We start from the raw sequence: 24534 nt of genomic DNA on the forward strand, positions 1-24534 counted from the left end.
TTGCCGGTCGCCGGCCCGCGCTTGGTCACCGGGCGTTTAACGCGATCTCGTCCGTCTCTTCAGGCTGCGCGTCCATGCCGGCGCTGCGGCGCCACACGCTGTTGCGTCCGACCCATCGGTCCATATCGACATCGTCGGTGACACGGTACGGCACGCCCGAGCGGGTGAGGAAGAGCTTTTCCATCTCCTCGCGCGTGAAGGGACGCGATCCGAGCCTGCCGAACACCGCCATCTGGCCGCCGGTCTCATCCACCGCGCGGTCGCGGTCGAGGCCCTTGGAAAGCGCAATCGCAGGAGACGGCGTTTTCGCATAGGCGATGAGTTCGGGCATCGGCGCGGGGCTGAAGCCGTAGAAATTGCGCTGGCTATCGGGCGAGGTCAGCTGCAGCACCTTCATCCCGTTCACCCCGTCCGCGACATAAGCGAAGAGCGAGGCATTGGTCGAACCGACCACCACATCCTCCGCATCGTTCAACGTCCCGTCGAGCGTCACCTGCTGGTAAAGCTTGGGCGCACGCGGGTTGATCACGTTGAAGATCATCAACCCGTCGCCCTTCGCCGCGACATAGGCATAGGTGCGCGCGACGTAGATCCGGCGGGCATCGGCAATCGGATAGGTCGCCTCCGGCACCGCGACGGGATTGTCCATCTTCGTCACGTCGAAGACCTTGAGGCCCTCCGCATCGGTCACCCAGAGATAGCGGAACTGGATCGTGCTGGCGCGCGCATCGGTCATCGGGATGACCTTGGTTACGCGCGGTGCGAGGCAGCTTTCCGCCGGGTTGGCCGGATCGAGCTCGCATTCATCGCGCCACGCGGTTGCAGGATCGTCGGCGATATCCTTGGGCAGGTAGACCACGACCAGGCCTGCATCGGCAGTGATGTAGGCATAATCGCCTGCCAGCGTGATGTGCTTTGCTCCGGTCAGAACGCCGTCCGGGTTCCACGCTTTTGAGCCATCCGGGAAGATCGCGCGCTCGAAGAAGTTGTCGCGGAATTCGCCGTCGGCCAGAGTGTTGATGTCGACCGCGATCAGGCCTTCGACGCTGTCGGTGATGAAGGCATAGTCATAGACCGGGCTGAAGGCCTGCTCCTGATTGACTTCGCGCATCTGGGCCGTGTTGCGTTCGGGCGCGATCGGCTGGGTTGTGGCGATCGCCATGCAGGTCGCGTCCTCGGTGTCGATATGCGTGTCATGGCCGAGCGGCGAGAACGGCGCGGTGATGATCCGCTCCGAGATGCCCTTGTTCCCGATCGAGGCGATGTCATAGGCGCGGAAACCGCCCCGCCCTTCGGCAACGAACAGGTATTCGCCGCGCATCTGCAGGCAGCCGACGCGGTCGCGCGTGCCCTCGTGGACGTTGACGAATTCCTCGAACGGTTTGGTTTCGCCGGAGAAATCGTCGTCGAAGGCTTCCCCGCGCACCCAGTTCTTGAGCTCGCGGCCGTTATCTTCGACGTGGCGACGCCAGTAGTCGGGATAGGAATAGCGGTGGAGGTAGGAGCCGAGCACGGCTTGCGGCTCGTCATATTCGGTGACGCGAATGGCGTTGATGCCGCCTTCAAGGCCGGTGAACGCGTGCATCCCGACAAAGTTCACGTAATTCGTGCCGAGCAGCAGAAGCTGCGCCATGATCGCGTTGTTGTCCTCTGCCTGGCTGAGGTGGCAATCGGTGCAGGTTTTGGTCTCGTTCAACCGAACCGTGTGCGGGAAATGCGGCGCGAAGGCTTGCGAAGAGAAGCCGACCGCGCTGATCGGCGGCTGCTGCACATAGATGCGTTCGCGGTTGATGTTGGTCGAGGACAGGACGAGCGCCGAGGACGAGCGGACCGGAGCGGTCTGGTTGCCCTTGGTCGTCTGGTGCACGCCAAGCTGGAACATCTGGTCGCGCGCGACCTGCGGATTGTAGGTTGCAAAGTTGCGCGTCTCGCCGCCTTCATAACGGTGCGACTTGGTCTTCCAGTTCGCCTCGATCGGCAGGTGACAGCCGCCGCATGATGTCGTCCACGACAGGTGGCAGGTGAAGCATGCCATTTCCGGATCGCGGTGGGCGCGGTCTTCCTCGGCAATGCCGGGGCCGAATTCGAAACGCCCGGTTTCGCCGCCATACTTGCTCATCAGTTTCGAACGCGCCGAACGGTCGTTAAAGCACGCGCCGTTCGAAGTGCTGCCTTCGTTGTCGCAGGCAGGAAGCTCGGGATTGACCGAGTCCTTGGTAAGGCTGACCTGCCATTCGAGTTCGGGATCGACGAGGCTGCGCTGGATCAGGATGCGGTGGCCCTTGTCGTCCTCTTTCCATTCGAAGCGGCGCTGGCCATCCGGGTTCCGAAGAAGCGCAAGGTTGTGGCCTTCGGGCGGTGCGGCAGGTCCGCTGGTGCGCAGTGTCGGATAAGCATCGGCGGTGCCGTGGCAGTCCTTGCACCCGATCTCGATCGCGTTGGCGACTTCGCCGTAGATGAGGCCGTTGCCATGCGTGTCCTGTTCGAAGTGACAGTCGACACACTGCATCCCAGCCTCGGCGTGGATCGACATCATGTGAACCGCGATACCGGGATTGGTCGTGTCGTTTTCAGCCGGGTTCTTCTCGACCTCGACGAACAGTTCCTCGCCATCCTTGCGCCAGCGCTGACGCCAGCGGTCCTGGTGGTAGGCGAACGCCTCGGCGCTGTCGGTTTCCGGGTTGCCGGGACGGATGATGTTGCCCTCCGCGTCGAGCAGGTTGCCATCGCGGTCGCGCTTGAAGATGCCGCGGAAATTCCAGCCGTGGCCGTGATAGTCGGCAAACTGGGTGTGCTCTAGCTCCGGGTTGAGCTCAAAGACGTTGCGCAGGAAATCGAGGTTAGCCCACATACCGCGAGCGGCAGCGCCTTCAGGGTTGCGATCCATGATGGCACGCACTTCCTCGGCGGTGGGGAATCGTTGTTCCTTGTAGAACGCCTCGTAATCCTCATCGCTCATGCCGTGCGGGCGCGGGGTGGTGTTTTCCGGGCCGGACCACATGAAGGGCGCATCGCTCTCATAGTCCCACATCGTGTAGCCGAGATACGAGTTCAGGAAGATGTTGGGCTGGTGCATGTGGCAGTTCATGCACTGCGCGGTCGGGATCGAGCGGGTGAAGACGTGGCGGATCGGGTGACCGCTTTCGCGCGTGGGCTCGTCCGAATGCGCGTCATGACCGTCGCCGTAGGGATCGTCGCCCGGCCCTTTCAGCGCGCCGTGGCCGCCGGTGTAGTCGCCGCCATGGTCATCGCCGTGGCCCTTGCCGTCATAGCCTTCGCCCGGAATGCGGCCACCGTAACCGGCGCTCTCGCGCGAATAGCACTGGGCGACTGCGGCGGCGTTCGCATTGGCGACGGGGTTGATGCAAGGATCGACCGTCTGGGTCTGACCGTCGCGGCCATATCGCGCATAGACGAGGCTGTGACGCGGCTCGCGATCGTTGGCGTAGACCACGTGGCAGCTCGCGCAGCCCGAATGGCGATAATCGCCCGGCTGGTCGTTCGTGCCCATGAACCAGGTGAACGGGTCGTTGAGGCGGGTCTTGTGAATGTTCAGCGCCGGGATCGCGACGCGCAGGCCGGTGCCGGGGCCACGGTTCGACTGTTTGAGGTCGGGACGGCCCGGCTCCTCAAGGCGCTGGATCAGGCCGGTCGGGCTTGGCAGGCCGATTTCCGGGAATTGCGAGTTGATCGTGCGACCGCCGCGCTCGAACACGCGGAAGACGTCGGCAGGCGGGATCACGTGCCAGGTCGGCAGCGGGTAAAGCTGGCCGAGCACGCCGCGCGCTTCCTGTTCTTCGGACAAAGCGCCGTCTTCGCCATCGCCGGGCGAGGAGATGACATTGGCCACACCCGAAATCGTCGCCGGATCGCCCGAGCGGGTGTAAGCCTCGCCAAGGATGTAGTTTTTGAAGGGCAGAATGCCGTTATTATACGTCGCCCCGCCCCACAGCATCGCGCCGGTTGCCATGATCGAACGCTCAGCCGCTTCGATCGACTGAATGTGGCAGGAACCGCAGGCCTCACGCGCGACGCGGTAGTCCGAGGGGTTCACGAACTTCACGAATTCGGGCGATTCCTTGTTGAGCAGCGCGTAAGAACGCTTGGGGTTCGCCGATGATGGTGCGTGCCAGCTGTCCGGATATTTGGGCAGGACGTGTGCAGCATCGCGCGCGGCTGCGTAATCAGGATGGTCGTATGGCAGCGCGGGATTGCCTTCGACGCCTGCGTTACCGCCGTGGCAGTCGGTGCAGCCCAGCACGACAGCAGGCGTTTCGTGCATCGTCGCCGCATCGCTTGCCTTGTGGCAGGTCTTGCAGCCCATTGATTTTGCATCGGCTTCAGCCTGCGACTGGCGCGCGGGAGCGGGCGGCGCGAGCACGCCTGCGTCCTTGTAATTGCGATAGACCGGCTTTTCCTCTGCCGCCGCAAAGCCGGTCGACTGGAACACCGATAGGCCAAGAACCATCACGGCAAGCGCGAAAAGGGCCTGTGCGGGCGAAAGGAAGCGTGAGAGCGAGATGAGTTTGCCTTGCATCAGTAAGTCAACGTCACGTTTGCGAGGATCGAGTAATACTCATCCTGGTTGCCGAGATTGTCGAACAGGTCCTTGAACCCGTCGCCCGAAAGGAGCGCAGCGCCCGACAGGCGGAAAACGATGTTCTGGTTGGCCTTGGGCCGCCAGATGGCCGAGGCCGAGACGTCGTAGCCGATCTCGCTCGGGATCGAGCCTTCGACACGCAGCGCCTCAAGCGAAGAGGTGTCTTCGAACCACAAATGGTTGGCGTTCGCGCTGAGGCGGAATTCCGGCGTCAGGTCGAAGTCCGCGCCCACGCCCACCAGCCACAGACCGGGGTTGTTGAAATTCGACTGCCCCTGCTCTTTCGAGGAGCGCAGGTTGTTGAGGATGCCGTTGCGACCATTAACTGCCACCGCGCGGCCACCGCCTGCGAACGGGATCGTCTGCCTGATCCAGTAGGAGGTATCCGCGCCCGCAAAGACCGGGTTTTCGAAGATCGCGTCGAACCCGCCCTCTGTGTCGTCATAGGGATCGCTGTCGCCGCTCTGGAAAGCGCCCGACAGGCGGAAACGCGCCCAGTCGCGGTCGTAGCTGAGTTCGACCGCGGCAAACTGCGCGTTGATGTCAGCCTCTTCGCCAGTGAAGAAGTTGTTGCGATCCTCACCCAGCGCCCAATAGGCGCTGCCCGTGATGTTGATGCGCCCGATGCGGCCATCGACGTTGTAGCCAAGATAGAACACGTCGTAATCGCGCCCGCGAATATCGCCGAGCAGCGCCGGGCGAACCGGGAAGCCGTTATCGTCGATCTCGATATCGTTGCCCTCGCGATTGCGGTTATAGGCAAAGGTGATCTGGCTGGTCAGCGCCGGGATCAGGAAATCCTGACGATAGGCGTTGGCGATGAAGACGAAGTCGTCGCGCGGTTCCTGAACGACCGAGTTGAGGCCGCTATTCGTGTCTTTCTCAAGCCGCCAGAACGCGCCGAGATTGAACTGGAAACGGTTGTTGTCGCGGTTGCCGAACAGCCGCACGCCAAGCTGTTGGTCGTTGAACAGGAAGCCACGGAAATCGGCCTGAAACGGCTGAATGCCTGCGCGGATCGAGATGAAGTCGAACCGGTCGGTGTCGAGCGGGGTGAAGTGATAGTCGACGAACAATTCCTGGACGCCCAGGAAATGGTCGAGACGGTCGGTCCCCTTCGACGGCTCGACGAACAGAACGCGCCGCTCTGGCACGTCGACATAATTGACGTTGTAGGCGAGCGTGACGCGATATTCGACCGATGGCGGCTGATAGGCGGTGTTGCCTTTGAGCAGCGCCGCGCCGACGATGAAGGTCTGCGAAAGCACGGTCGAGAAATCGTTGCCGAACACATCGAGCCGGTCGGGGTCTTCGGTGGTCTGCACGCCGACGGGAATCGGAAATGTGCGTGGCTCGTAAACGGTGTCGCTGATCGCGTTCAGGACAAAGAACCACTTGCCCGGCGATTTCAGGCCAAGGAACTTGGGCGTCCCGCACGGCGCGCTGCCATAGGGTGGCTCTTCGCCCGCTGCCTCTGCCGCTTCGCGAATGCGGCGGCGGCGTTCCTGCTCGTCCTCGGTCGGGATGCAGATCGGGCGGTCGCCCTTATAGGTGTTCTGAGCGTAGGGGTCGAAGAAGTCCTCCTCGACCACGCCCAGTGATTCGATCAGTCGCCAGCGATCGGGGATCGGCACCTGCGACGGGTCGAACGCCTGTGGCGGGGGGGCGCGCACGGCGCCTTCGTTGACCTGAATGACCTCTTCGGGAAGCTCTTCATTGAAGCCGGGACGTTCGCGCCCTTCGAGGATCTGCCGATCGAGGTCCTCACCCTCTTCGCGCGCGGTGGTGTTCAGCCCCTCGCCGACGGTCCTGTTGTGATCCTGCTCCTGTTCCTGCGGCTGCTCCTGGTGCGTGCTTCCCCCGGCGTCCTGCGCCATAGGCTGCGAGAGGATCACGAGTGGAAGGAGGGAGAAGGCCGACATGGTTACAGCCCCTCACACACGTTCTGCGTCGGATCATCGAGGAACGGCGCAAACGGACAGTTCACGTAGCGCAGCCGAACTTGCCGTCCGGCGACATTGACCACGATGCGGTCTGCGCGAATATCATTGGGCGCGTTGTTGATCGATCCGGTGCGCACCCCTGCATTGTGAAGGCCGAGGAAACTGACCATGTCATCCTGGTCGATACCGTCGCCCGAAACCCCGATACCGCCGATCAACTGGCCGCCGCGATAGATGGGGACAGAGCCGGGGAAGATCTGGATACCGTTGGAGATGCGCGGCGTGCCTTGCGAAGTGGCGGGCAGCCCGGTGCAGGCACGCGGCGTATCGGGCTGTGTGCCGTTGCTCGCGATAAAGCCTGCGTGCTGGAAGATGTTTCCGGCAACCAGCGTCAGCTGAAGCCCCGTCGCGAACGGGCTAAACGTCTGCGGATCCTCAACCGACAGGGGCCCCGCAATCGGGCCGACTTCGCCATCGGGGAAATAGGGCCGCGCAAGGTTGCCGCCCGAACGGTCTGCGAAGGCGAATGTCCCGGTCAGGGCATTGGGATCGCCGAGGAAATCGCGCACCCGCTGCACCACCGCCGCAACTTCGGGCGGAGCCGCCGAGAAGTCCTGCGCGGCAATCGGGTTCGAAAATAGCGCCGCCGTGCGCGCTTTTTGCAGCGACACGTCGGTGCCGAAGATCGGTCCGTCCGGGCTGCGAACGATGCCGAGGATCTGGCCGTTGGTGTCGACCACACTGATCGTCGCCTGCATCCGGCTGTCGAGCGGGCGGCGGATTTGCGCGCGGGCACGGCTGAGGACAACGAACGCTTCTTCGAGAACCGCGCGAACCTCGCTGGCCGTCAGGGGCTGGCTAACCAGAGTGCCATCGGTCCCGGCGCGGATCGGATAGCGGTTGTTGCCGTTACCGTCGGTCAGGACAAAGGCGTCGGGATTGGAAAACTCGGCAGGGGTCGAGGCGCGGATGCCGCTTGCCTCTGTGCCATATGCGGTGCCTGCGCGAATTGTGCCGTCGGTATAGCCAGCAACCGAAATCAGCCCTCCGCCCGGACCGTTTACCGCGTCAAAGTTGGTCTGGAGCGGAGAAAGCTGGTCGAAGCGCGCATCGACGAAGCGGAGCGCCGTGCCATCGACGCTGATGCGGTTTGCGCGGATCGTTTCGGGCGCGACGAAGCCTTGCGTTCCGGCGAGCGCTGCGAATTCTTCGGGATCGTTGTCGACATCGAGGATGTTGGCATCGAAGCCGTAATTGCCATCGCCTTCTACCCCGATCCCCCCGACGATGACGCCGTTCTTGTAGATCGGAAGCCCGCCTGAATCGGCTGCAAGGCCAAGCGGCGAACGCTTGGGTCCAATAAAGGCCCCCGGCCCGCCCGATGCGGAAAAGCGCTCGCTAAGGTCGGAGCACGGAAGCTGGCTGAACTGCACACCGAACAGCGGGCCGCTTTCAAGTCCAACCGTCGTTGGAGCCGGCGGAAAGTGCTCCTGCACAATCTGGCTTGCTGTGCGGGTCGAAAACGCATTGCCGCCGCTTGAAAGATATGCGCCGGTGACGGCCTTTGCGATGGCCGCTGCTGAAGAGGGAACGTCAACGCCTTGCAAGCCGATCCCTGTGCCCGGTGCTGCCGTGCCGCCGATCTGGTTGAGGCTTACCTGCGTCGTGCCCGGTGCGCCTGCCATCTGGAACACGGCGAGCACATTGCCTACGCGGTCGGTGACAGCGATCGTCGATGGAATACCGCGCGCGCTCGCTTCACCTGCGGCCTGGGCGATGATCTGCTGAACTTCGCCGACCGAGAGGCTTTCCTGCGCGGGGAAGCTGAACAATTGCCCCTGGGGCGGGGGCGGAGGCGGCGGGGGAGGCGGCGGATTGCCTCCCGTCCCTCCACCACCGGGAGCCGAATCGCCACCACCACACGCAGCGAGCACCAGAAGCGGTGCGCCTGCCAGAACTTTCCATCCCCCCGCCATGGTCAGCTCAACCTGCGGATCGCTGCGATGGCCGAAGCCAGCGAAGCGCGGAAATTGTCGGGATCGTAGGCGTTCGGCTCCTGCACGGCGGCATACGCCTTGTTGATGTCGGAGCGGATACCGGCGGCAGCGCCAGAGGTCACGCGGCCATTGGTAACAAGGCCATTCAGCAGCGTGTCGATCGCCATCACCGCCTGCACCGAACCCGAATAATCGGTGAAGCGCGGACGGATCGCATTGTCGCCGATGATGCCGATCACCCGGAAAGCGTCGGCATTGGCATAGGCCCGCTGGCTCAGCGCATTGGATAGCGCCCCTGCCCTCTGCGACAGCGCAATCGCGGCCTCGCGCGGGTCGGAACCGTTGCCACCCATCGCCGCGTGGAAGCTGCGGCTGGCCGCCCGGAATTCATCCGCCTGACCCGGCACCAGAGCGCCCGCCACGGCGGTCAGCATGATGATGCTCTCATCATTGAACGGTGCATTGCCGAACGGGATCGGGCGGCCCGGATTTTCCTCAAACGTGAGGCGGCGTTGGCTCGAATCCTGAATTTCGCGGTGGCACGAATGGCAATCGAGGAAGTAATATTGCGGGAAGACGCCTTCCATCCCGAACTTGGGATTGGCGAAAAGCCCGGTCGCGCGGCGCACTGCCTCCGCCTGTCCAACCGCCCAGAAACGCACCGCATTGGGCCGGCCTTTGCGCTGCGTGTAGTCAGCGTCGATATTGTGGTGCTGCTGAAGCGCGCTGAACAGGTCAAGCTCGAACGATACGCGCGGGTGACCCGCCGCCATCATCGAGTGGGTGACGAACTGCCCCGGCTTGGTCGAACCGTAATGACAATCAAGGCAGACATTGGCGCGAACCTGAGGCCGGTCCAGCGGGGTCAGGCCATCGGCCACGTTCGAGGCGTGCGTCGCAGGGCGGGCATAGTGGCTCGACAACCAGGCATCGCCTGCCGGGCCATGGCAGCTTTCGCAGCCGACCCCGTCGGAAAGTTGAAAGCGCGGCCCCTTGGGAGCCGAAGGCACATAGGTCGCGTGACAGCCAAGGCATTCCTTGGCCTGCGTCGCATCGCCAAGGCCGAGGGTCGCAGTGATCTGTTGACCACGGCGACCGGCGAGCACAGCATAGGCGCGGCTGTGAGCGCCGCTTGGCGAGGAAGGTTCCTGCCATGTGGCGATTTCATCCTGCCTGACGACGGCGCCGTTACCTTCGGCGCGGCCATGGCAGGTCGAGCCTGCACAGCTGGCAACACCTTCGAACTGCGCATTGCCCGATGCGGTCGCTGCTGGATAAATTGCAATGAGCCCGAGCACGGCAAAGACGCGCGCGAAACCCGCGACATTCCGGCTCAGGGAATTAGCCAATCCCCACACTGGCCCTGATCTTGTCATCTCATACCCCCCACGAGATGCCTGCAACTTTGCCTTTTTATCCGAGCGACGCAAGCCCTTAGGCCCGCCCTCGCCCGAATATCCCGTCGGCTGCCTGCGCAAATCGTGCCCCCAGGCTAGCAATGCGCAGACCGCGATACTTGTATGGTAACGTCAAGTAATGGGTGATCCCCAGACTCTGCCCTCCCAAGCAAGCGCTCCTTTGTCACAGTACCGGGCGCGTGATGCAACCTCCAATACGATGATTTCCCGGACAAACCCCGCGAATTTTTTGCAAGTGTGGCCACAAGATGCGTGAAACTGTCGTCTCAGTCCTTTCACCTGTGGCGCAGCCTTGTCATGAGTGGTCCGGGCACGATTTTCAGGGGAGCCGAGCCGTTACAATGACAACACCACCCATTCCCGTCGGCACAGACGGCTTTTTCCATCCGGCGAACGAGGATGAGGTGATTGCCCTCGTCCACTATGCACGCGAGGCTGGCGTCCAGATAAGGGCGCGCGGTTCGACACACTCGGTCGCGTGGAGCATCTACACCAATCCATGCAGCGACACTCCGCGCAATCGCACGCTCCAGCAGAGCCCGCCGCCGCTGAAGGACGGAAAGCAGGAGATCAACATCGCATTCGACAAGATGCGCGATCTCACATGGGTCGACGCCGATAAAGGCGTAATCGAAGCGGGGCCGGGCATCAATCTGGGCTGGGACCCGCAGGACCCGTTCGGCGTGTCGACGCGTGAAAACAGCCTGCTTCATCAAATTTTCGAGCGCGGCTGGGCGGTCAACACGCTTGGCGGAATTACGCATCAGACGCTGGCCGGGTTCACGGCGACCGGCTCGGCGGGAGGTTCGACCACATATGGATGGGACAATTCCATCGCGTTCAAGGTGGTGGATGGCACGGGCAAATGCGAGTGGATCGAACAGGGCCACGATCATTTCGATGCCTATGCGACCTCGATGGGGTTGCTGGGGATAGTCGTCGCGGTCCGCATGCAGCTTGTTCCTATGTACAATATCGAAGGGACCGAGCAGACCACCGCGCTCTCGGGCGCAGAGGCGCCGATGGATTTTCTTGGGAAAGGCGGCGCGGACCAGCCGAGCCTTGAAGAGTTCCTCAAAGACACACCCTACGCCCGCGTCGTGTGGTGGCCGCAAAAGGGCGCTGAGCGCATCCAGACATGGCAGGCGAAGCGCGTCGATCCGCCGCAGAACCCCGATGACAACGTCCCTTACCAGCAATTCACGCCCGACTATGGCGGCCAGACCGAGCAATATCTCGGCGCGCTCATATTCGTGCTGGTCGGCAACACCAGTCCCTGGCGCATCATCGGCCTGATCTGGCAGAAAACCTGCGCTTACCTTGAGAACCTCGCATTCGTGCTGCGCCAGAGCGGCAAGGGAGAGTTTGCGCGGTTCTTCACCTTCCTGCTTGGATGCCTGACCGGGATCGTTGCCGGGGCCATCGCGACGCTGCTGGCCTTCTTCAACTCGGTTATAACGGCGGTCTTTCCCAAGCTCCTGCCGATCTTTCAGCCGATGACCAAGCGCGGGGAAGAGACGCGCTTCAATGACTGGTATTGGCGCTCGCTTTGCATGGACAACACGGTGAGCGACGAATTGCTCGGCACCGAATTTACCGAAATCTGGGTGCCGATCGACCGGACGCAGGAGGTGATGAACATCTATCAGACCATGTTCGATGAGGGCGGCGAAGAGGCCACCGGCTATTTCTCGACCGAGGTTTACGGCGGCTCACCCACCAGCGGCTGGCTGCATCCCGGATACAGCGATGGCGCGGATGAATACGCAAACGGCGCGGTGCGGATCGACGTGTACTGGTACCGCGACAATGACGGTATTCCCAACGATGACGAGGGTTTCCTCGACCAGTATTGGGACATCCTGAAGCAGAGCGACATTCCGTTCCGTCTACACTGGGGCAAGTTCATTCCGCGTGACAACCTCTCTTTCTGGGCAAAGCATTACCGCGACAATCTGCCGCGCTTCGATGATTTCATGGCATTGCGGGCGCAGCGCGACCCGCACGACCTGTTCTTCACCGATTACTGGCGCACGAGGTTGACCGGGAAATAAGCCGCGCCCGTCATGCTTGCTGCGCTGCAACGAAGCGCTTGGCGAATGCCGGAACAGGCGTATGTTCGGGCCGGTGGGTGACATATCCGATCTCGCATTGACTGGGGCCGCGCTGCTGATGGCAGGGGCGGCTGCTGGCTTCGCGGGGGGACTGTTCGGGATTGGCGGCGGCTTTGTTGTTGTTCCCGCGCTTGTTTTCTTGCTGCCGTTGATGGGAGCGGGCGCTGAACAAACGGCGCATGTCGCGGTGGGCACATCACTTGCCACGATCATCTTTACATCAATCCGCTCGACGATGAGCCACGCAAAGCGCGATTCGGTCGATTTCGATCTGCTCAAGGGCTGGGCCCCGTGGGTCGTCCTGGGCACCGCCGCCGGCGCATGGATCGCCGATTTCGTTTCCGGGGCGCAGCTGGCCATGATCTTCGGCGTCGGCGTGCTTGGCTTTGCGGTCTATTTCCTGCTGCCTGCGCGCGCGGCGGAGCCGATTTTTGCAGCGATGCCCGCCGGAGTTGCGCGCGTCGGTATTGCGGGCACTCTTGGCGCGTTCTCGGCGCTTCTCGGGATTGGCGGGGGCACGCTGACGACCCTCACCATGACCGTATGTGGCGCGCCGATCCACCGCGCGATCGGCACGGCGGCAGGCATGGGCGCGATCATCGCGATACCGGGCGCTGTTGGTTTTGCCGTTATCGGATGGGGCGAGGCGGGATTACCGTGGGGCTCGCTCGGCTATGTCAATCTGCCTGCCGCCCTCGGTATCGTTGTGACCTCGATCATCTTTGCGCCGCTCGGAGTAGCGGTCGCTCACAATCTTGCGCCGCAGGTGCTTCGCCGGGTCTTCGGAATTTACCTCATCGTCGTTGGAATAACGATGATCGCCAAGTTCTAGTGCGGTTGCGCTATGCATCGGCGCTGCCCGAGATTATCGATAGCATGAGAGCGTAGGAAAGAGAGGATTGGCATGATGCGGTTTTCGGCAGGGATGGCGCTTGGCGCTGCGATTGGTCTGGCGAGCCCGGCACTGGCGGACACGCTGGTCGATGTGGAGAGCGAGCATGTCGACCAGAGCGTCGAGATGCCCACTTTCAAGGTCGACACCAGCTGGCCCAAGCTGCCCGATGACATGATCCTTGGGCAAATCCCCGGCCTCTCCATTGCTGAGGACGACACGATCTGGGTGCTCACCCGCCCCAATTCGCTGGGGCCCACGGAAATCGGGCGCGACACCGATCCGCCGATCACGCAGGCATGCTGCACGGCCCCTCCCCATGTCCTTCAGTTCGACAAGGAGGGCAATCTGCTGCGGAGCTGGGGCGGGACCGAGCTTGCGCCGGGTGAAAGCACGGTCACGGGCAGCGGCGGTGACGCGGTCGAGGAAGGCGACGAGCAATGGCCTGCCAATGTTCACGGCCTTTATGTCGACAAGGAAGGCACCGTCTGGATCGGCGGCAATGGCAATGGCGACCACGTGGTCCTCAACTTCACCGCCGATGGCGAGTTCATCCGCCAGATCGGCCGCCGCCAGACGACTGAGGGCAATTCGAGCGAAGAGTATCTCGGCAACCCCGCCGACATCGCTGCCGATGGTGACAGCGTGCTGGTGGCCGACGGCTACATCAACAAGCGCATCATCGCCTTCGACCACGGCGACCTCGCCTTTGACGAGCTTTACGGTGCCTATGCCGAAGACCCCGATGGCGGCACGCGCGATGAACCCTTTGACCAGAGCCAGGCGACGAGCACTGGCGATGGCGGTGCGAACCCGGAAAGCCGCAGCTTTGGCGACATTGTCCACTGCGTCGTGCGCGGGCCCGACGACACCGTCTATGTCTGCGACCGCCGCAACAATCGCCTGCAAGTGTTCCGCGAAACCGCAGAGGGGACCGAATTTGTCCGCGATGTCGTCATCGCCGACGGCACCGGCGGCACGCGCACGGCAAGCGATGTCGCATTCAGTCCCGATGGAACCTACGTCTACGTCGCCGACATGATGAATGGCCGGGTGTGGATCCTTCTGCGCGAAACGCACAATGTCGTTGGCTGGTTCGGACGCAATGGCCGGTATCCGGGCCAATTCATCTGGCTGCACAGCGTCGATGTGGACAGCGAAGGCAATGTCTACACCAGCGAAGTCAACACCGGGCGCCGCGTCCAGCGCTTCGTCTTGCAAGGAGCCGAAGACTAGGCTCTACTTGTGCCTGACGGGATTTAAACGGGGACTGGAAATAATGCGTTACCTGGGGTCGCTCCTCGCTACGACGGCGCTCGTGGCACAGCCTGCACTTGCGGGCGAAGACGTTCTGTATGACGAACGACCCGATTGGGTCGACGTGCGCGAGATTGACGCACAGGCGCGCGAGGAAGGCACGCCGATCCTGCTTCTCGACCAACAGGCCCGGATCGAGAGCGGGCAGCTCTGGCGTTACAGCGACACTGCCATTGCGGTCGATTCCCCGCAGGCGCTGACCCGGTTCGGCACGCTGTCGGCCAACTGGCTTCCGGACAAGGGCGACCTTATCGTCCACGCGGTCCAGATCATCCGCGAAGACGAGGTGATCGACCTGCTCGAAGGTGAGACCCGATTTGAAGTCCTGCGCCGCGAACAAGGTCTGGAATCGCGCCTGCTCAACGGCGCGCTGACCGCGACGATGAACGTGCCGGGCGCGCGTTTGGGAGACGTCATCCGCCTCGCCTATTCCGTCACGACCAGCGATCAGGCCATGGGCGACAACGTGCAATGGCAATCGGGCATTATCGCCGATCCCTTCCCGCTCGGAGACGGACGGATCAGCGTGTCATGGCCGCAGGATCTGCCCGTCACGCGCCTGCGCAAAGGCGATGCCGAAGTGGCCGAGCCTGAGTTGATCGACGGATACAATGTCTGGTCGGTCGACATCCCGGTAAGCGAGGTTGACCCGACCCCGAACGATGCCCCGTCCCGCTTCAAGATCGGCGAACTGATGCAGGTTTCGACCTATGCCGATTGGCAGGCGGTCTCCTCCAACATGGCCAGGCACTACAAGGTCGAAGGCAGCATCGCACCGGGCGGTGATCTTGCCGCCGAAGTCGCCCGCATCGCGGAGGCAAGCGACGATCCGCTGACCCGCGCCGCGATGGCGGTAAAGCTGGTGCAGGACGATGTCAGCTACCTTCTGAACGGGCTCGACGGAGGCAATTACTTGCCACAATCACCCGAAGAAACATGGGAAAACCGCTTTGGCGACTGCAAGGCGAAATCGGTCCTGCTGCTCGCCATGCTGCGCGATCTTGGCGTCACATCCGAGGTCGTGCTGGTCAAAAGCCAGGGCGGCGATTCGGTCCCGATGCTCGCCCCGATGCCGGGCAATTTCGACCACATGATCGTTCGCGCCGAGATCGACGGGGTGAATTACTGGCTCGATGGCACCGCGTCGGGCACGCGGATCGACACGATCGATGCGGTCCCACGCTTCTTCTACGCCCTGCCCTTGCGCGATGAAGGGGCCGACCTCATCAAGCTGGATGAACGGGCAAAGGCGACGCCGGACCGGTTTGTCCGGCTCGAAATAGACCATTCCGCCGGTGTTCGTCTTCCCTCGCTCTTCAACGTCGAAATCGAGTTTCGCGGCACGACTGGCGCCCAATGGCGTTCGGTCGCCGAACAAGGTGACGAGGACATGCGCGAAGGCGCGGTTTACCGTGCCGTTTCAGGCGTCGTTGGCCCTTCTCAACTGGTCGACCATGAAATCTCCTACGACGTCGAAACCGGCATCGCCCGTGTCAGCGCGCGCGGCGCACGCACGACGCCGTGGCAGCGCGACGATATCGAATACAAACTCGTCGCGCCCGCTCAGGCGGCCAAGGCTGTCGGTTTCAACACCGACCGCGCGCGCGCGGCGTGGCGCGACATTCCCCTGAAGCTCAACGGGCCGATCTATTTCGCTTCCCAAATGGAAATGAAGCTGCCCTCGAGTGGCCCCGCATTCGATCTCGAAGGCAGCGAAGAAGCCTCGCAGACAATCGGCGGGGTCGAGCTTTCGTCGAAAGCCACGCTCGAAGGCAACCGCTTCATCCTGTCGCAATCCATGCGCAGCGTGGCTGAAGAACTGCCTGCCGAAGACATTCCGGTAGCTCGCCGTGCCCTTGCCCGGTTCGACCGCGCCTTGCCGGTCGTGCAGACCTCTGGCGGCGTGCGCGAATTGTGGGAATATTTCGGGGAGGACCGCGCCCTGCTCGATGCGCATGAGCAATTCTACGCGCAGGCCATTGCCGAAGCGGACGAGGACGAAGGTAATCCCTCCCTCAACCGCGCCGCCTTCCGCGCCGGGGTTTATGACCATGCAGGTGCACTTGAAGACGTGGAAGCCGCGCTGGAGATCGAGGCATCGCGCGACCTGTATCTGCGCCGCGCTTCATTGCGCCGGCAATTGGGCGATCTCGAAGGGTCGCTGGCCGACCTTCAACTGGCCGAGGATCTGAAACCCGATGGCGCGACATACAGCAATCAGGTTGAACTGCTCGCCCTGCTGGGAGAAACCGAGGAAGCGCTCGCGCTGGCTGAGGATTTTGCGAGCTTCGCCGACGATCCGGTCGATGAAGCGAACCTGATGGCGACCGCTTTGGGCTGGGCGGGGTCAGTCGAGGAAGGGCTCGACCTGCTCGCAGCGCAGGTGCTCCGCCGTCCGGGCGATGGTACGCTGCTCAATTCGGTATGCTGGAATGCGGGCATCTGGAACGTGCTCAACGAAGAGCGCATGCAATCGTGTATCGATGCGGTCGAAAAGAGCGACTATTCCGCCGCCGCGCTCGACAGCCGCGCTCTGGCGCATCTGCGGATGGGCAATCTCGAGGCGGCGCTGGCCGATGTCGATGCCGCGCTTCTGGCTCAACCGGGCCTTACCGCATCGCGACTTTTGCGCGGGATCATCAAGGTCCGGCAAGGCGAGGAGGCCGAGGGTCGCCGGGAAATCGCGCTGGCGCTTGCCATGACGCCCGGTATCGAGGCGACGTATCGCGCGTGGGGTCTAGACTTCTGATACCAAACGGGCGGAGGCTCACACCCCCGCCCGTTCAATCCTCTGTATAGCCAGACCTTACGAAGACAGCGCCACGTGCCGTTTCATGTGGTGGTCGATATTGCCGAACTCGCTGTCGAAGATCGTCAGGCGCTTGAAATAGTGCCCGATCGCATATTCGTCGGTCATGCCGTTGCCGCCGTGGATCTGGATCGATTCCTGCCCGACATGATGCGCTGCCTGCCCGACGCGAACCTTGGCCGCCGACACGGCAAGCTTGCGCTCACGCTCTTCGGCATCGAGGCGCAGGGTTGCGAGGTAGGTCATGGAGACCGAGCTTTCATACTCGGTATACATGTCGACCATGCGGTGCTGGAGCACCTGAAACTTGCCGATCGGCACGCCGAACTGCTTGCGCTGCTTCGAATATTCGAGCGTGATTTCGTTCGCGACCTTCATCGCTCCGCATGCCTCGGCGCATTGTGCGGCGATGGCCTCATCGGTAACGCGCTCGATCAGCGGGAGAGCGCCGCCCTCTTCACCGATCAGAGCGTCGGCAGGGACCTGCGCATTCTCGAAATAGACTTCCGAAGCGCGGCGTCCATCGACGGTCGCATAATCGCGGGTGACGACGCCGTCGGCGCTCTTGTCGACGACGAACACCGACACGCCCTCGCTGTCGCGGCGATCACCGCTCGTGCGCGCTGTAACGATCAGGTGGCTCGCCCAAGGTGCGCCAATTACGACCGCCTTGTGGCCGTTGAGAACATAGGCGTCGCCGTCCTTCTTCGCGGTGGTCTCGAGGTCGGCATAATCATACCGGCCCTTCGGCTCGGCATAAGCGAAGGCGAAGACCCGGCTGCCATCGACAATGCCGCCAATATGTTCTTCCTTCTGCGCCGCCGTACCAGCGTGCTTCAGGAAACCGCCTGCGCATACGACGGTCGGGACGAACGGCTCGACCACGAGGCCTTTGCCGAACTCTTCCATCACGACCATCGCGTCGATCGAACCGCCGCCGAAGCCGCCATCTTCTTCGCTGAACGGCATGCCAAGAATGCCAAGCTCTGCCAGCTGCGCCCAGATTTCGGGACGCCATCCGGCCTCGCTCGCGATCACTTCGCGGCGGGTTTCCGAGCCGTATTCTTCGCGGACAAGGCGCGACAATCCATCGCGCACCATGTCCTGTTCTTCTGTGAAGTTGAAATCCACGTGAGTTCCTCTCTGGTGTCCTTGGGTACCTTAGAGGCCCAGGATCATTTTCGTGATGATGTTGCGCTGGATTTCGTTCGATCCGCCGTAGATCGAAGTCTTGCGCATGTTGAAATAGGTCGCTGCCGAATGCTGCGCATAGTCCGGTCCGATCGGGTACTGGTTCGAACTTGCATCGACGATCGAACCGTACATCGGTGTACCGTAGCTGCCGACCGCTTCGAGCGTGAGTTCGGTCAGGCGCTGCTGAATTTCGGTGCCCTTGATCTTGAGGATCGAGCTTTCCGGCCCCGGCCCCTTGCCCGCCTGTTCTCCGGCCAGCGTGCGCAACTCGGTGATCTCGAGCGCGGCTAGGTCGATCTCAAGCTGGCTCACCTTGCGAGCAAAATCGAAGTCGCTCATCAGCGGCTTGCCGTCGAGGGTTTCGCTGCCGGCAATCTCGCGCAGCTTTTCAACGCCGCGCTTTGACCGCGCGACACCGGCGATCCCGGAACGTTCGTGAGCGAGCAGGAACTTCGCATAGGTCCAGCCCATGTTCTCCTGACCCACGAGGTTTTCGACCGGTACGCGCACATCGGTGAGCCAGGTCTCGTTGACCTCGTATCCGCCGTCGATGAGCTTGATCGGCTTCACCTCGACGCCGGGCGTTTTCATGTCGATCAGGATGAAGGAGATGCCCTCCTGCGGCTTGGCAGCATCGGGATCGGTCCGGCACAGGAAAAAGCCCCAGTCGGCGTGCTGCGCCAGAGTGGTCCATGTTTTCTGACCATTAATGACGTAATGGTCGCCATCGCGCACGGCAGTAGTCTTGAGGCTGGCGAGGTCCGACCCTGCGCCTGGCTCTGAATAGCCCTGACACCACCACACATCGCCCGACAGGATGCCGGGGAGGTGGCGCTGTTTCTGTTCGTCATTGCCGAAAGTGTAGATCACCGGGCCGACCATCGAGACGCCGAAGGGCAGCGGCATGAAAGTGCCCACGCGCGCATTTTCTTCCGACCAGATATAGCGCTGCGTCGCGCTCCATCCGGTGCCGCCATATTCGACCGGCCATGCCGGAGCCGACCAGCCCTTCTTGCCGAGGATCTTGTGCCACGCGGTCATGTCTTCGGGCGACATGTCCTCGCGGTTGCCCATGCCTTCGAGATGCTTGGGGTGGTTCTCTTCGATGAAGGCGCGGACTTCTTTGCGGAACGCCACTTCTTCGGGGGTGAATTCGAGGTTCATAGCTGTGCTCTCTCTTCAAACTTTCTGCGCTTCAGTGTGGCATGAGCTACGCAGCACTTAAAGGATAAGTTTCGTTTTTGAACCCGTATCGAACGGTAAAGTGCGCGGCGATGCCGGCTGACGTAACGTCACGGCGGGATCGCCATGTTTTCCACCGTAAGCCCCAAGGCGTTGCTGCGCAGCGAAGGGCTGATTAGGACTGATGCCAAACAGCCATTTGGACAGGATCAACCATGCAATTCACCGAGCAGCACGAGGCGCTCAAGGCCTCGCTCGAATCGTTTATCGAGCGCGAAATCAATCCGCATGTCGATGCGTGGGAGGATGAAGGCATCTTCCCGGCAAAGGAGCTGTTCAAGAAAATGGGCGATGCAGGCTTCCTCGGGATCAACATGCCCGAAGAGTTCGGCGGCGCTGGACTCGACTATTCCTACGGCCTCGTCTTTGCCGAGACGGTCGGCACGATCAATTGCGGCGCCCTGCCGATGGCGATTGGTGTGCAGACCGACATGGCAACCCCTGCTCTCGCCCGCTTCGGCAATGACGATGTGCGCGAGCGGTTCCTGCGCCCCTCGATCAGCGGCGATTATGTCGCGTGCCTTGGCGTGTCAGAGCCCAGCGCGGGGTCGGACGTCTCGGGCATCCGCACCACGGCGAGGAAGGATGGCGATGATTACATCATCAACGGCACGAAGATGTGGACCACCAACGGCACGCAGGCCGACTGGATGTGCCTGCTCGCGATCACCGATCCCGAAGGCGGCGTGCATCACAACAAGTCGCTGATCTGCGTGCCGATGGATACGCTCGGCATCTCCACCGCGCCGCGCTTCAGGAAGCTTGGCATGCATTCCTCCGACACGACGCAGGTGTTTTTCGAAGATGTGCGCGTCCCTCAGGCGAACCTTATTGGCGAGGAAGGCAAGGGCTTTGCCTACCAGATGTCGCAGTTTCAGATCGAACGGTTGTGGGCAGGCGCGGCGGGACTTCGCAGCATGGAGAACCTGATCGCCGCGACGCGCGAATATGCGGCGGGTCGCAAGCTTTTCGGTCAGAGCGTGCTCGACTTTCAGTCGGTCGCCTTCCGGCTCGCCGAGCTGGAAACCGAGGTCGAACTGTTGCGCAGCCTCACCTACCGCGCAGCGGAATTGCATATTGCAGGTGAGGACGTGACGCGGCTTGCGACGATGGTGAAACTGAAGGCGGGTAGGCTGAGCCGCGAGGTGTCGGATGCGTGCCTGCAATATTGGGGCGGCATGGGATATATGTGGGATTCGCCCGTCGCGCGCGCCTATCGCGACAGCCGGTTGGGATCGATCGGCGGCGGCGCAGATGAGGTGATGCTGCAAATCCTGTCGCGACAGGCCGGTTCGTGACCCTTCCCGACGCGACGAACGGGGCGAACGGGGCGAACGGGGCGAGACCAGCCTCACTGCTTTGGACATATCGCGCGTTGGGTATTGGACTTGCAGCGCTCGTCTATGCCTTGCTCGGTTCGGCTGAGATGTCAGGCGATGCGCGCTTTGTTGCAGCCATCGCCACCCTGATGGCGGTCTGGTGGATTTCCGAAGCCGCGCCGCTTGCCGTGACTTCGCTGCTGCCCATCGTGCTGGTTCCTGCGCTGACAGAGAGAACCGTGCGCGAGACTACCAGCGCTTATGCGAACCCCATCGTTTTCCTGTTCCTCGGGGGATTCCTGATCGCGATTGCGATGCAGAAATGGGGGCTGCACCGGCGCATCGCGCTGCTGACGGTCAAGCGCGTCGGCGTGTCGCCGACCCGCATCGTGCTCGGCATGATGATCGCGACCGCGTTTCTGTCGATGTGGGTGTCGAACACCGCGACGACCTTGATGATGGTGCCGATTGCGATCTCTGTGCTGTCGCTGGTCAGCGCCAACGCTGCGGTCGCAGGCGCCGGAGACGCCGAGGCCGACACCAACATCGCGACCTTTGGCGTGTGTCTGGTGCTCTCCATCGCATGGTCATCGAGCATGGGGGGCCTCGCCACGCTGACGGGGAGCACGCCGAACGCCTTCATCGCAGGATATGCGCGTGAGCAGCTGGGTATCACCATCGGGTTTGCCGAGTGGATGATGCTCGGGCTGCCGCTATCGGTCAGCTTCATCGCCATCGGCTGGTTCGTCATGACGCGGTTTCTCTACCGCTTCGACCTCGACGAGATACCGGGCGGCAAGGAGCTTATTGACCGCGAGGTTGACGAACTCGGCTCGATGAATGCGGGCGAGCGGCGCGTGGCGTGGGTGTTTGCGAGCGCAGCCTTCTTGTGGATCGTGCCCGCTTTGCTTGAACAATTGCCGCTCTCCGATGCAGTCATGGCGGTGCTTGGGGTGCTCGACGATGCAGTCATCGCTATCGGTGCAGGGGTGGCCCTCTTCCTGCTGCCTGCAAGCCGTCCGGGCGAGATGGTGCTCAACTGGAAGGACGCGGAAGAGGGTCTGCCATGGGGCGTACTGCTGCTGTTCGGCGGGGGACTGAGCCTCGCCGGAGCGGTTGCGGGAACGGGCCTCGATTCGTGGTTTGGAACGCAGGTCGCAGGGCTCACCACCCTGCCCGCGATACTGCTTATCGCAAGCGTGACCGCCATCGTGCTGTTCCTGACCGAGCTCACCAGCAACACCGCGACATCGGCGACGCTCATCCCGGTCCTTGGTGGCGTTGCGCTCGGCGTCGGGATGGAGCCGATGGGGCTGCTCGTGCCCGCAGCGCTCGCCGCGACTTGTGCGTTCATGCTGCCGGTCGGCACGCCGCCCAATGCTATCGTGTTCGGCACCGGCGCCGTCACCATCGGGCAGATGGCGCGCGGCGGCGTGGTGCTGAACCTGATCGGGATCGCGCTCATCACCGGCTTTGTCTATTGGCTCGGCGGCACAGCGATGGGGCTGGTCTTCAGCTAGAGCGGCGCGCTGATCCGGGGCCATAGCGCAGGCTCATCCTCGGCCAGCACGGCATGGCCAAGCCGGATCGCCCACTCGCTTTCCGCTCCGAACTCGTCCTGCCACTGCCACAGGCGGCGAGTGTAGCGGCCCAGCTTGTATTCGCGGGTGAAGCCCATGGCTCCGTGGGCCTGATGCGCACCCGCTGCGACCCTGGACGCCGCCTGACCGCAGCGAATTTTGGCAATTGCGATTTCCTCGATTGCGCGCGCACCGCAATGCGGATCAGCCGCCAGCGCATCGCTCGCGATCTCGACCGCCGCGATGGAAGCAGCGGTTTCGCAGGCGATGTCGGAGAGGTGATGCTGGATCGCCTGAAACTTCGACAAGGGCCTGCCGAACTGCTCGCGCTCGCTTGTATAGGTCAGTGTCAGGTCGAGCACCGCCTGCATGGCCCCCGCCATCTGCGCGGCTCGAAGCAGCGCGGCGAGCGCGTGAAAGACCTGCGCCGTCAGCCGGTTCGGCGCGGCGATCTCGATTATCGCCTCGGCCCGCGATATGCGGGGTGCTGCGCCATCCTCTGCTCCCTTTAGCGGCTTCACCTGTTCGGGCGCATGAGGCTCAAGTCGCAAACGCCCGTCCTTGATCGCCAGCACCGCATCAACCTGCGCCGAATGAGACAGCGGAGCGCTCTCGTCGAGCGGGTCGGCAATCGCGATGCGGTGGGCGGGCGGCTCGATCCCGCAGGCGGACAGCACACCGATAGCCAGCACCGTATCGGCCAGCGGCGCGGCAAGCGCATGCCGCGCCGTGATGCTCGCGATGAAAGCCGCATCGGCAAGCGAGCCACCCATCCCGCCGTGCTCTTCCCTCGCACAAAGCAGAGGATAGCCATTGTCGAAAAGCGTTTCCCACAAGGCGTTAGCATCGTCGCCGACCCCGCCCACATGGTCGATGGCCTCGAGCGGCGCATCGATGAGGATGCGCTCCAGCCCTTCTGCGATCATCTGCAGGTCGCCAGCTTCCATCACCGCATCCCCATTTCGCGAGCGATGATGCCGCGCAGTATCTCCGTCGTCCCGCCGCGCAAGGTGTTGGACGGCAAATGCAGCACCGCGTCTCTTAGCAGCGTTCCCAGTCCGTCGGGCCACTCGCCTCTCGGGATGCCAGCAAGCACATTGCGCAGCTTTGCGACGACATCGTTCTCAAGCCGATTGCCCATTTCCTTGACCACGGCGGCAAGCGTTGCCGGTGATTCCCCCCGCTCGAGCAACTCCGCCACCCCCAGCGACATGCGCCTCAGCACGCGGAGATTGGCAAGGATCGACCCGACCTCGCCGGCCCTGCGGTCGTCGGCATGGCGCGCGATCACCGGCAGCGCGGTTTCGAGCACGATCAGCGACGTCAGAAACCGCTCCGGTCCCGAGCGCTCCAGCGCGAGTTCGCCCATGCACTGCGCCCAGCCATTGCCTTCGGTCCCGAGCAAGGCATCACCCGGCAACTCCACATCCTCGAACAGTGTTTCGTTGAAATGCGGTGTGTCGCCAAGGTCGCGAATGCCCGAGATATCGACGCCGGGAAGCGAGAGGTCGACGAGGAACTGCGACAGGCCAACCTGCCGATTGCGCCCCTCTGCAGGCGAGGTGCGCGCAAGGACGATTATGTAATGCGAGAAATGCGCGCCGGTCGACCAGATCTTGCGCCCCGACAGCACCCACCCCGTATCCGTGCGCTTCGCCGACGTCTTGATCGCCGCAAGGTCTGAACCCGCCTGCGGTTCGCTCATCCCGATGGCGGTAAAGCACTCGCCCGCTGCAATGCGAGGCAGAATATCGTGCTTCTGCTCTTCGGTGCCGTATTGCAGGATATGGCTGCCCGTCTGGCGGTCCGCGATCCAGTGCGCGGCAACCGGAGCGCCCGCTGCGAGCAATTCCTCGGTCACGACGAAGCGGTGCGCCATGGGCCGCGCATGCCCGCCATATTCCTTCGGCCACGTGATGCCGAGCCAGCCTTGTGCGCCAAGCTTGCGACTGAATTCCGGGTCAGCGGCCGAGACCCAGCAATCCGCCTGCGGCACAAAGCCGCCCGACGCGCGCTCTGTAGAGAGGAATGATCGGATCTGCGCTCTCAAGTCGTCGGCTTGGGCGTCAAAAGCGAGACGGGGAAACTGGAACATGCTCTCCACGCGTA

Annotated in this window: 14 protein-coding genes; 6 read left to right on the forward strand and 8 right to left on the reverse strand. The window is 62.7% G+C overall.

Features of this window, described 5'->3' with window-relative positions:
- Nucleotides 1-25 precede the first annotated feature (25 nt).
- The 4 genes from CD351_RS14155 to CD351_RS14170 are packed head-to-tail and all read right to left on the reverse strand — an operon-like array spanning nucleotide 26 to nucleotide 9889.
- On the reverse strand, nucleotides 26-4537 hold the full coding sequence (locus CD351_RS14155) for an LVIVD repeat-containing protein (RefSeq protein WP_111993238.1): 4512 nt from the start codon (nucleotides 4535-4537) through the stop codon (nucleotides 26-28).
- On the reverse strand, nucleotides 4537-6522 hold the full coding sequence (locus CD351_RS14160; protein WP_111993239.1) for a hypothetical protein: 1986 nt from the start codon (nucleotides 6520-6522) through the stop codon (nucleotides 4537-4539). The genes CD351_RS14155 and CD351_RS14160 overlap by 1 nt, the downstream gene beginning before the upstream one ends.
- Before the next feature lie 2 nt (nucleotides 6523-6524).
- On the reverse strand, nucleotides 6525-8519 hold the full coding sequence (locus tag CD351_RS14165; protein ID WP_111993240.1) for a heme-binding protein: 1995 nt from the start codon (nucleotides 8517-8519) through the stop codon (nucleotides 6525-6527).
- Nucleotides 8520-8521: 2 nt separating this feature from the next.
- A complete protein-coding gene (locus tag CD351_RS14170) occupies nucleotides 8522-9889 on the reverse strand; it encodes a multiheme c-type cytochrome (RefSeq protein ID WP_111993774.1) in 1368 nt (455 codons plus the stop codon).
- A 410-nt stretch (nucleotides 9890-10299) separates the two neighbouring features.
- Between CD351_RS14170 and CD351_RS14175 the strand changes: the two genes are divergently transcribed.
- From CD351_RS14175 to CD351_RS14190, 4 genes are all read left to right on the forward strand, one after another.
- Entirely contained in the window at nucleotides 10300-12012 is a 1713-nt protein-coding gene (locus tag CD351_RS14175) for an FAD-dependent oxidoreductase (protein WP_162627743.1), read from the forward strand.
- Nucleotides 12013-12073: 61 nt separating this feature from the next.
- Complete coding sequence (locus tag CD351_RS14180; protein ID WP_111993242.1) at nucleotides 12074-12904, forward strand: sulfite exporter TauE/SafE family protein; 831 nt, start codon at nucleotides 12074-12076, stop codon at nucleotides 12902-12904.
- 72 nt (nucleotides 12905-12976) lie between these two features.
- Nucleotides 12977-14200 carry a two-component regulator propeller domain-containing protein gene (locus CD351_RS14185; protein WP_234027146.1) on the forward strand — a complete coding sequence of 408 codons (1224 nt, stop codon included), beginning with the start codon at nucleotides 12977-12979 and terminating at the stop codon, nucleotides 14198-14200.
- Nucleotides 14201-14243: 43 nt separating this feature from the next.
- Complete coding sequence (locus tag CD351_RS14190) at nucleotides 14244-17030, forward strand: DUF3857 domain-containing protein (protein ID WP_162627744.1); 2787 nt, start codon at nucleotides 14244-14246, stop codon at nucleotides 17028-17030.
- Nucleotides 17031-17087: 57 nt separating this feature from the next.
- Here the strand turns inward: CD351_RS14190 and CD351_RS14195 are convergent, their stop codons facing one another.
- A complete protein-coding gene (locus tag CD351_RS14195; RefSeq protein ID WP_111993244.1) occupies nucleotides 17088-18221 on the reverse strand; it encodes an acyl-CoA dehydrogenase family protein in 1134 nt (377 codons plus the stop codon).
- Between the two features lie 30 nt (nucleotides 18222-18251).
- Complete coding sequence (locus tag CD351_RS14200; RefSeq protein ID WP_111993245.1) at nucleotides 18252-19448, reverse strand: acyl-CoA dehydrogenase family protein; 1197 nt, start codon at nucleotides 19446-19448, stop codon at nucleotides 18252-18254.
- 233 nt (nucleotides 19449-19681) lie between these two features.
- Here CD351_RS14200 and CD351_RS14205 point away from each other — a divergent pair, with 233 nt between their 5' ends.
- Both CD351_RS14205 and CD351_RS14210 read left to right on the forward strand, forming a co-directional pair.
- Complete coding sequence (locus CD351_RS14205; RefSeq protein ID WP_111993246.1) at nucleotides 19682-20824, forward strand: acyl-CoA dehydrogenase family protein; 1143 nt, start codon at nucleotides 19682-19684, stop codon at nucleotides 20822-20824.
- On the forward strand, nucleotides 20821-22365 hold the full coding sequence (locus CD351_RS14210; protein WP_111993247.1) for a DASS family sodium-coupled anion symporter: 1545 nt from the start codon (nucleotides 20821-20823) through the stop codon (nucleotides 22363-22365). Before CD351_RS14205 ends, CD351_RS14210 begins: the two co-directional genes overlap by 4 nt.
- Here CD351_RS14210 and CD351_RS14215 read toward each other — a convergent pair.
- Both CD351_RS14215 and CD351_RS14220 read right to left on the reverse strand, forming a co-directional pair.
- Entirely contained in the window at nucleotides 22362-23372 is a 1011-nt protein-coding gene (locus tag CD351_RS14215; protein WP_111993248.1) for an acyl-CoA dehydrogenase family protein, read from the reverse strand. The genes CD351_RS14210 and CD351_RS14215 overlap by 4 nt on opposite strands.
- Nucleotides 23372-24520 (reverse strand): acyl-CoA dehydrogenase family protein, encoded by a 1149-nt coding sequence (locus tag CD351_RS14220; RefSeq protein WP_111993249.1) that lies wholly within the window; start codon nucleotides 24518-24520, stop codon nucleotides 23372-23374. Before CD351_RS14220 ends, CD351_RS14215 begins: the two co-directional genes overlap by 1 nt.
- Nucleotides 24521-24534: the final 14 nt, after the last annotated feature.

It is taken from the genome of Erythrobacter sp. KY5 (assembly GCF_003264115.1).
Classification (GTDB): Bacteria; Pseudomonadota; Alphaproteobacteria; order Sphingomonadales; family Sphingomonadaceae; genus Erythrobacter.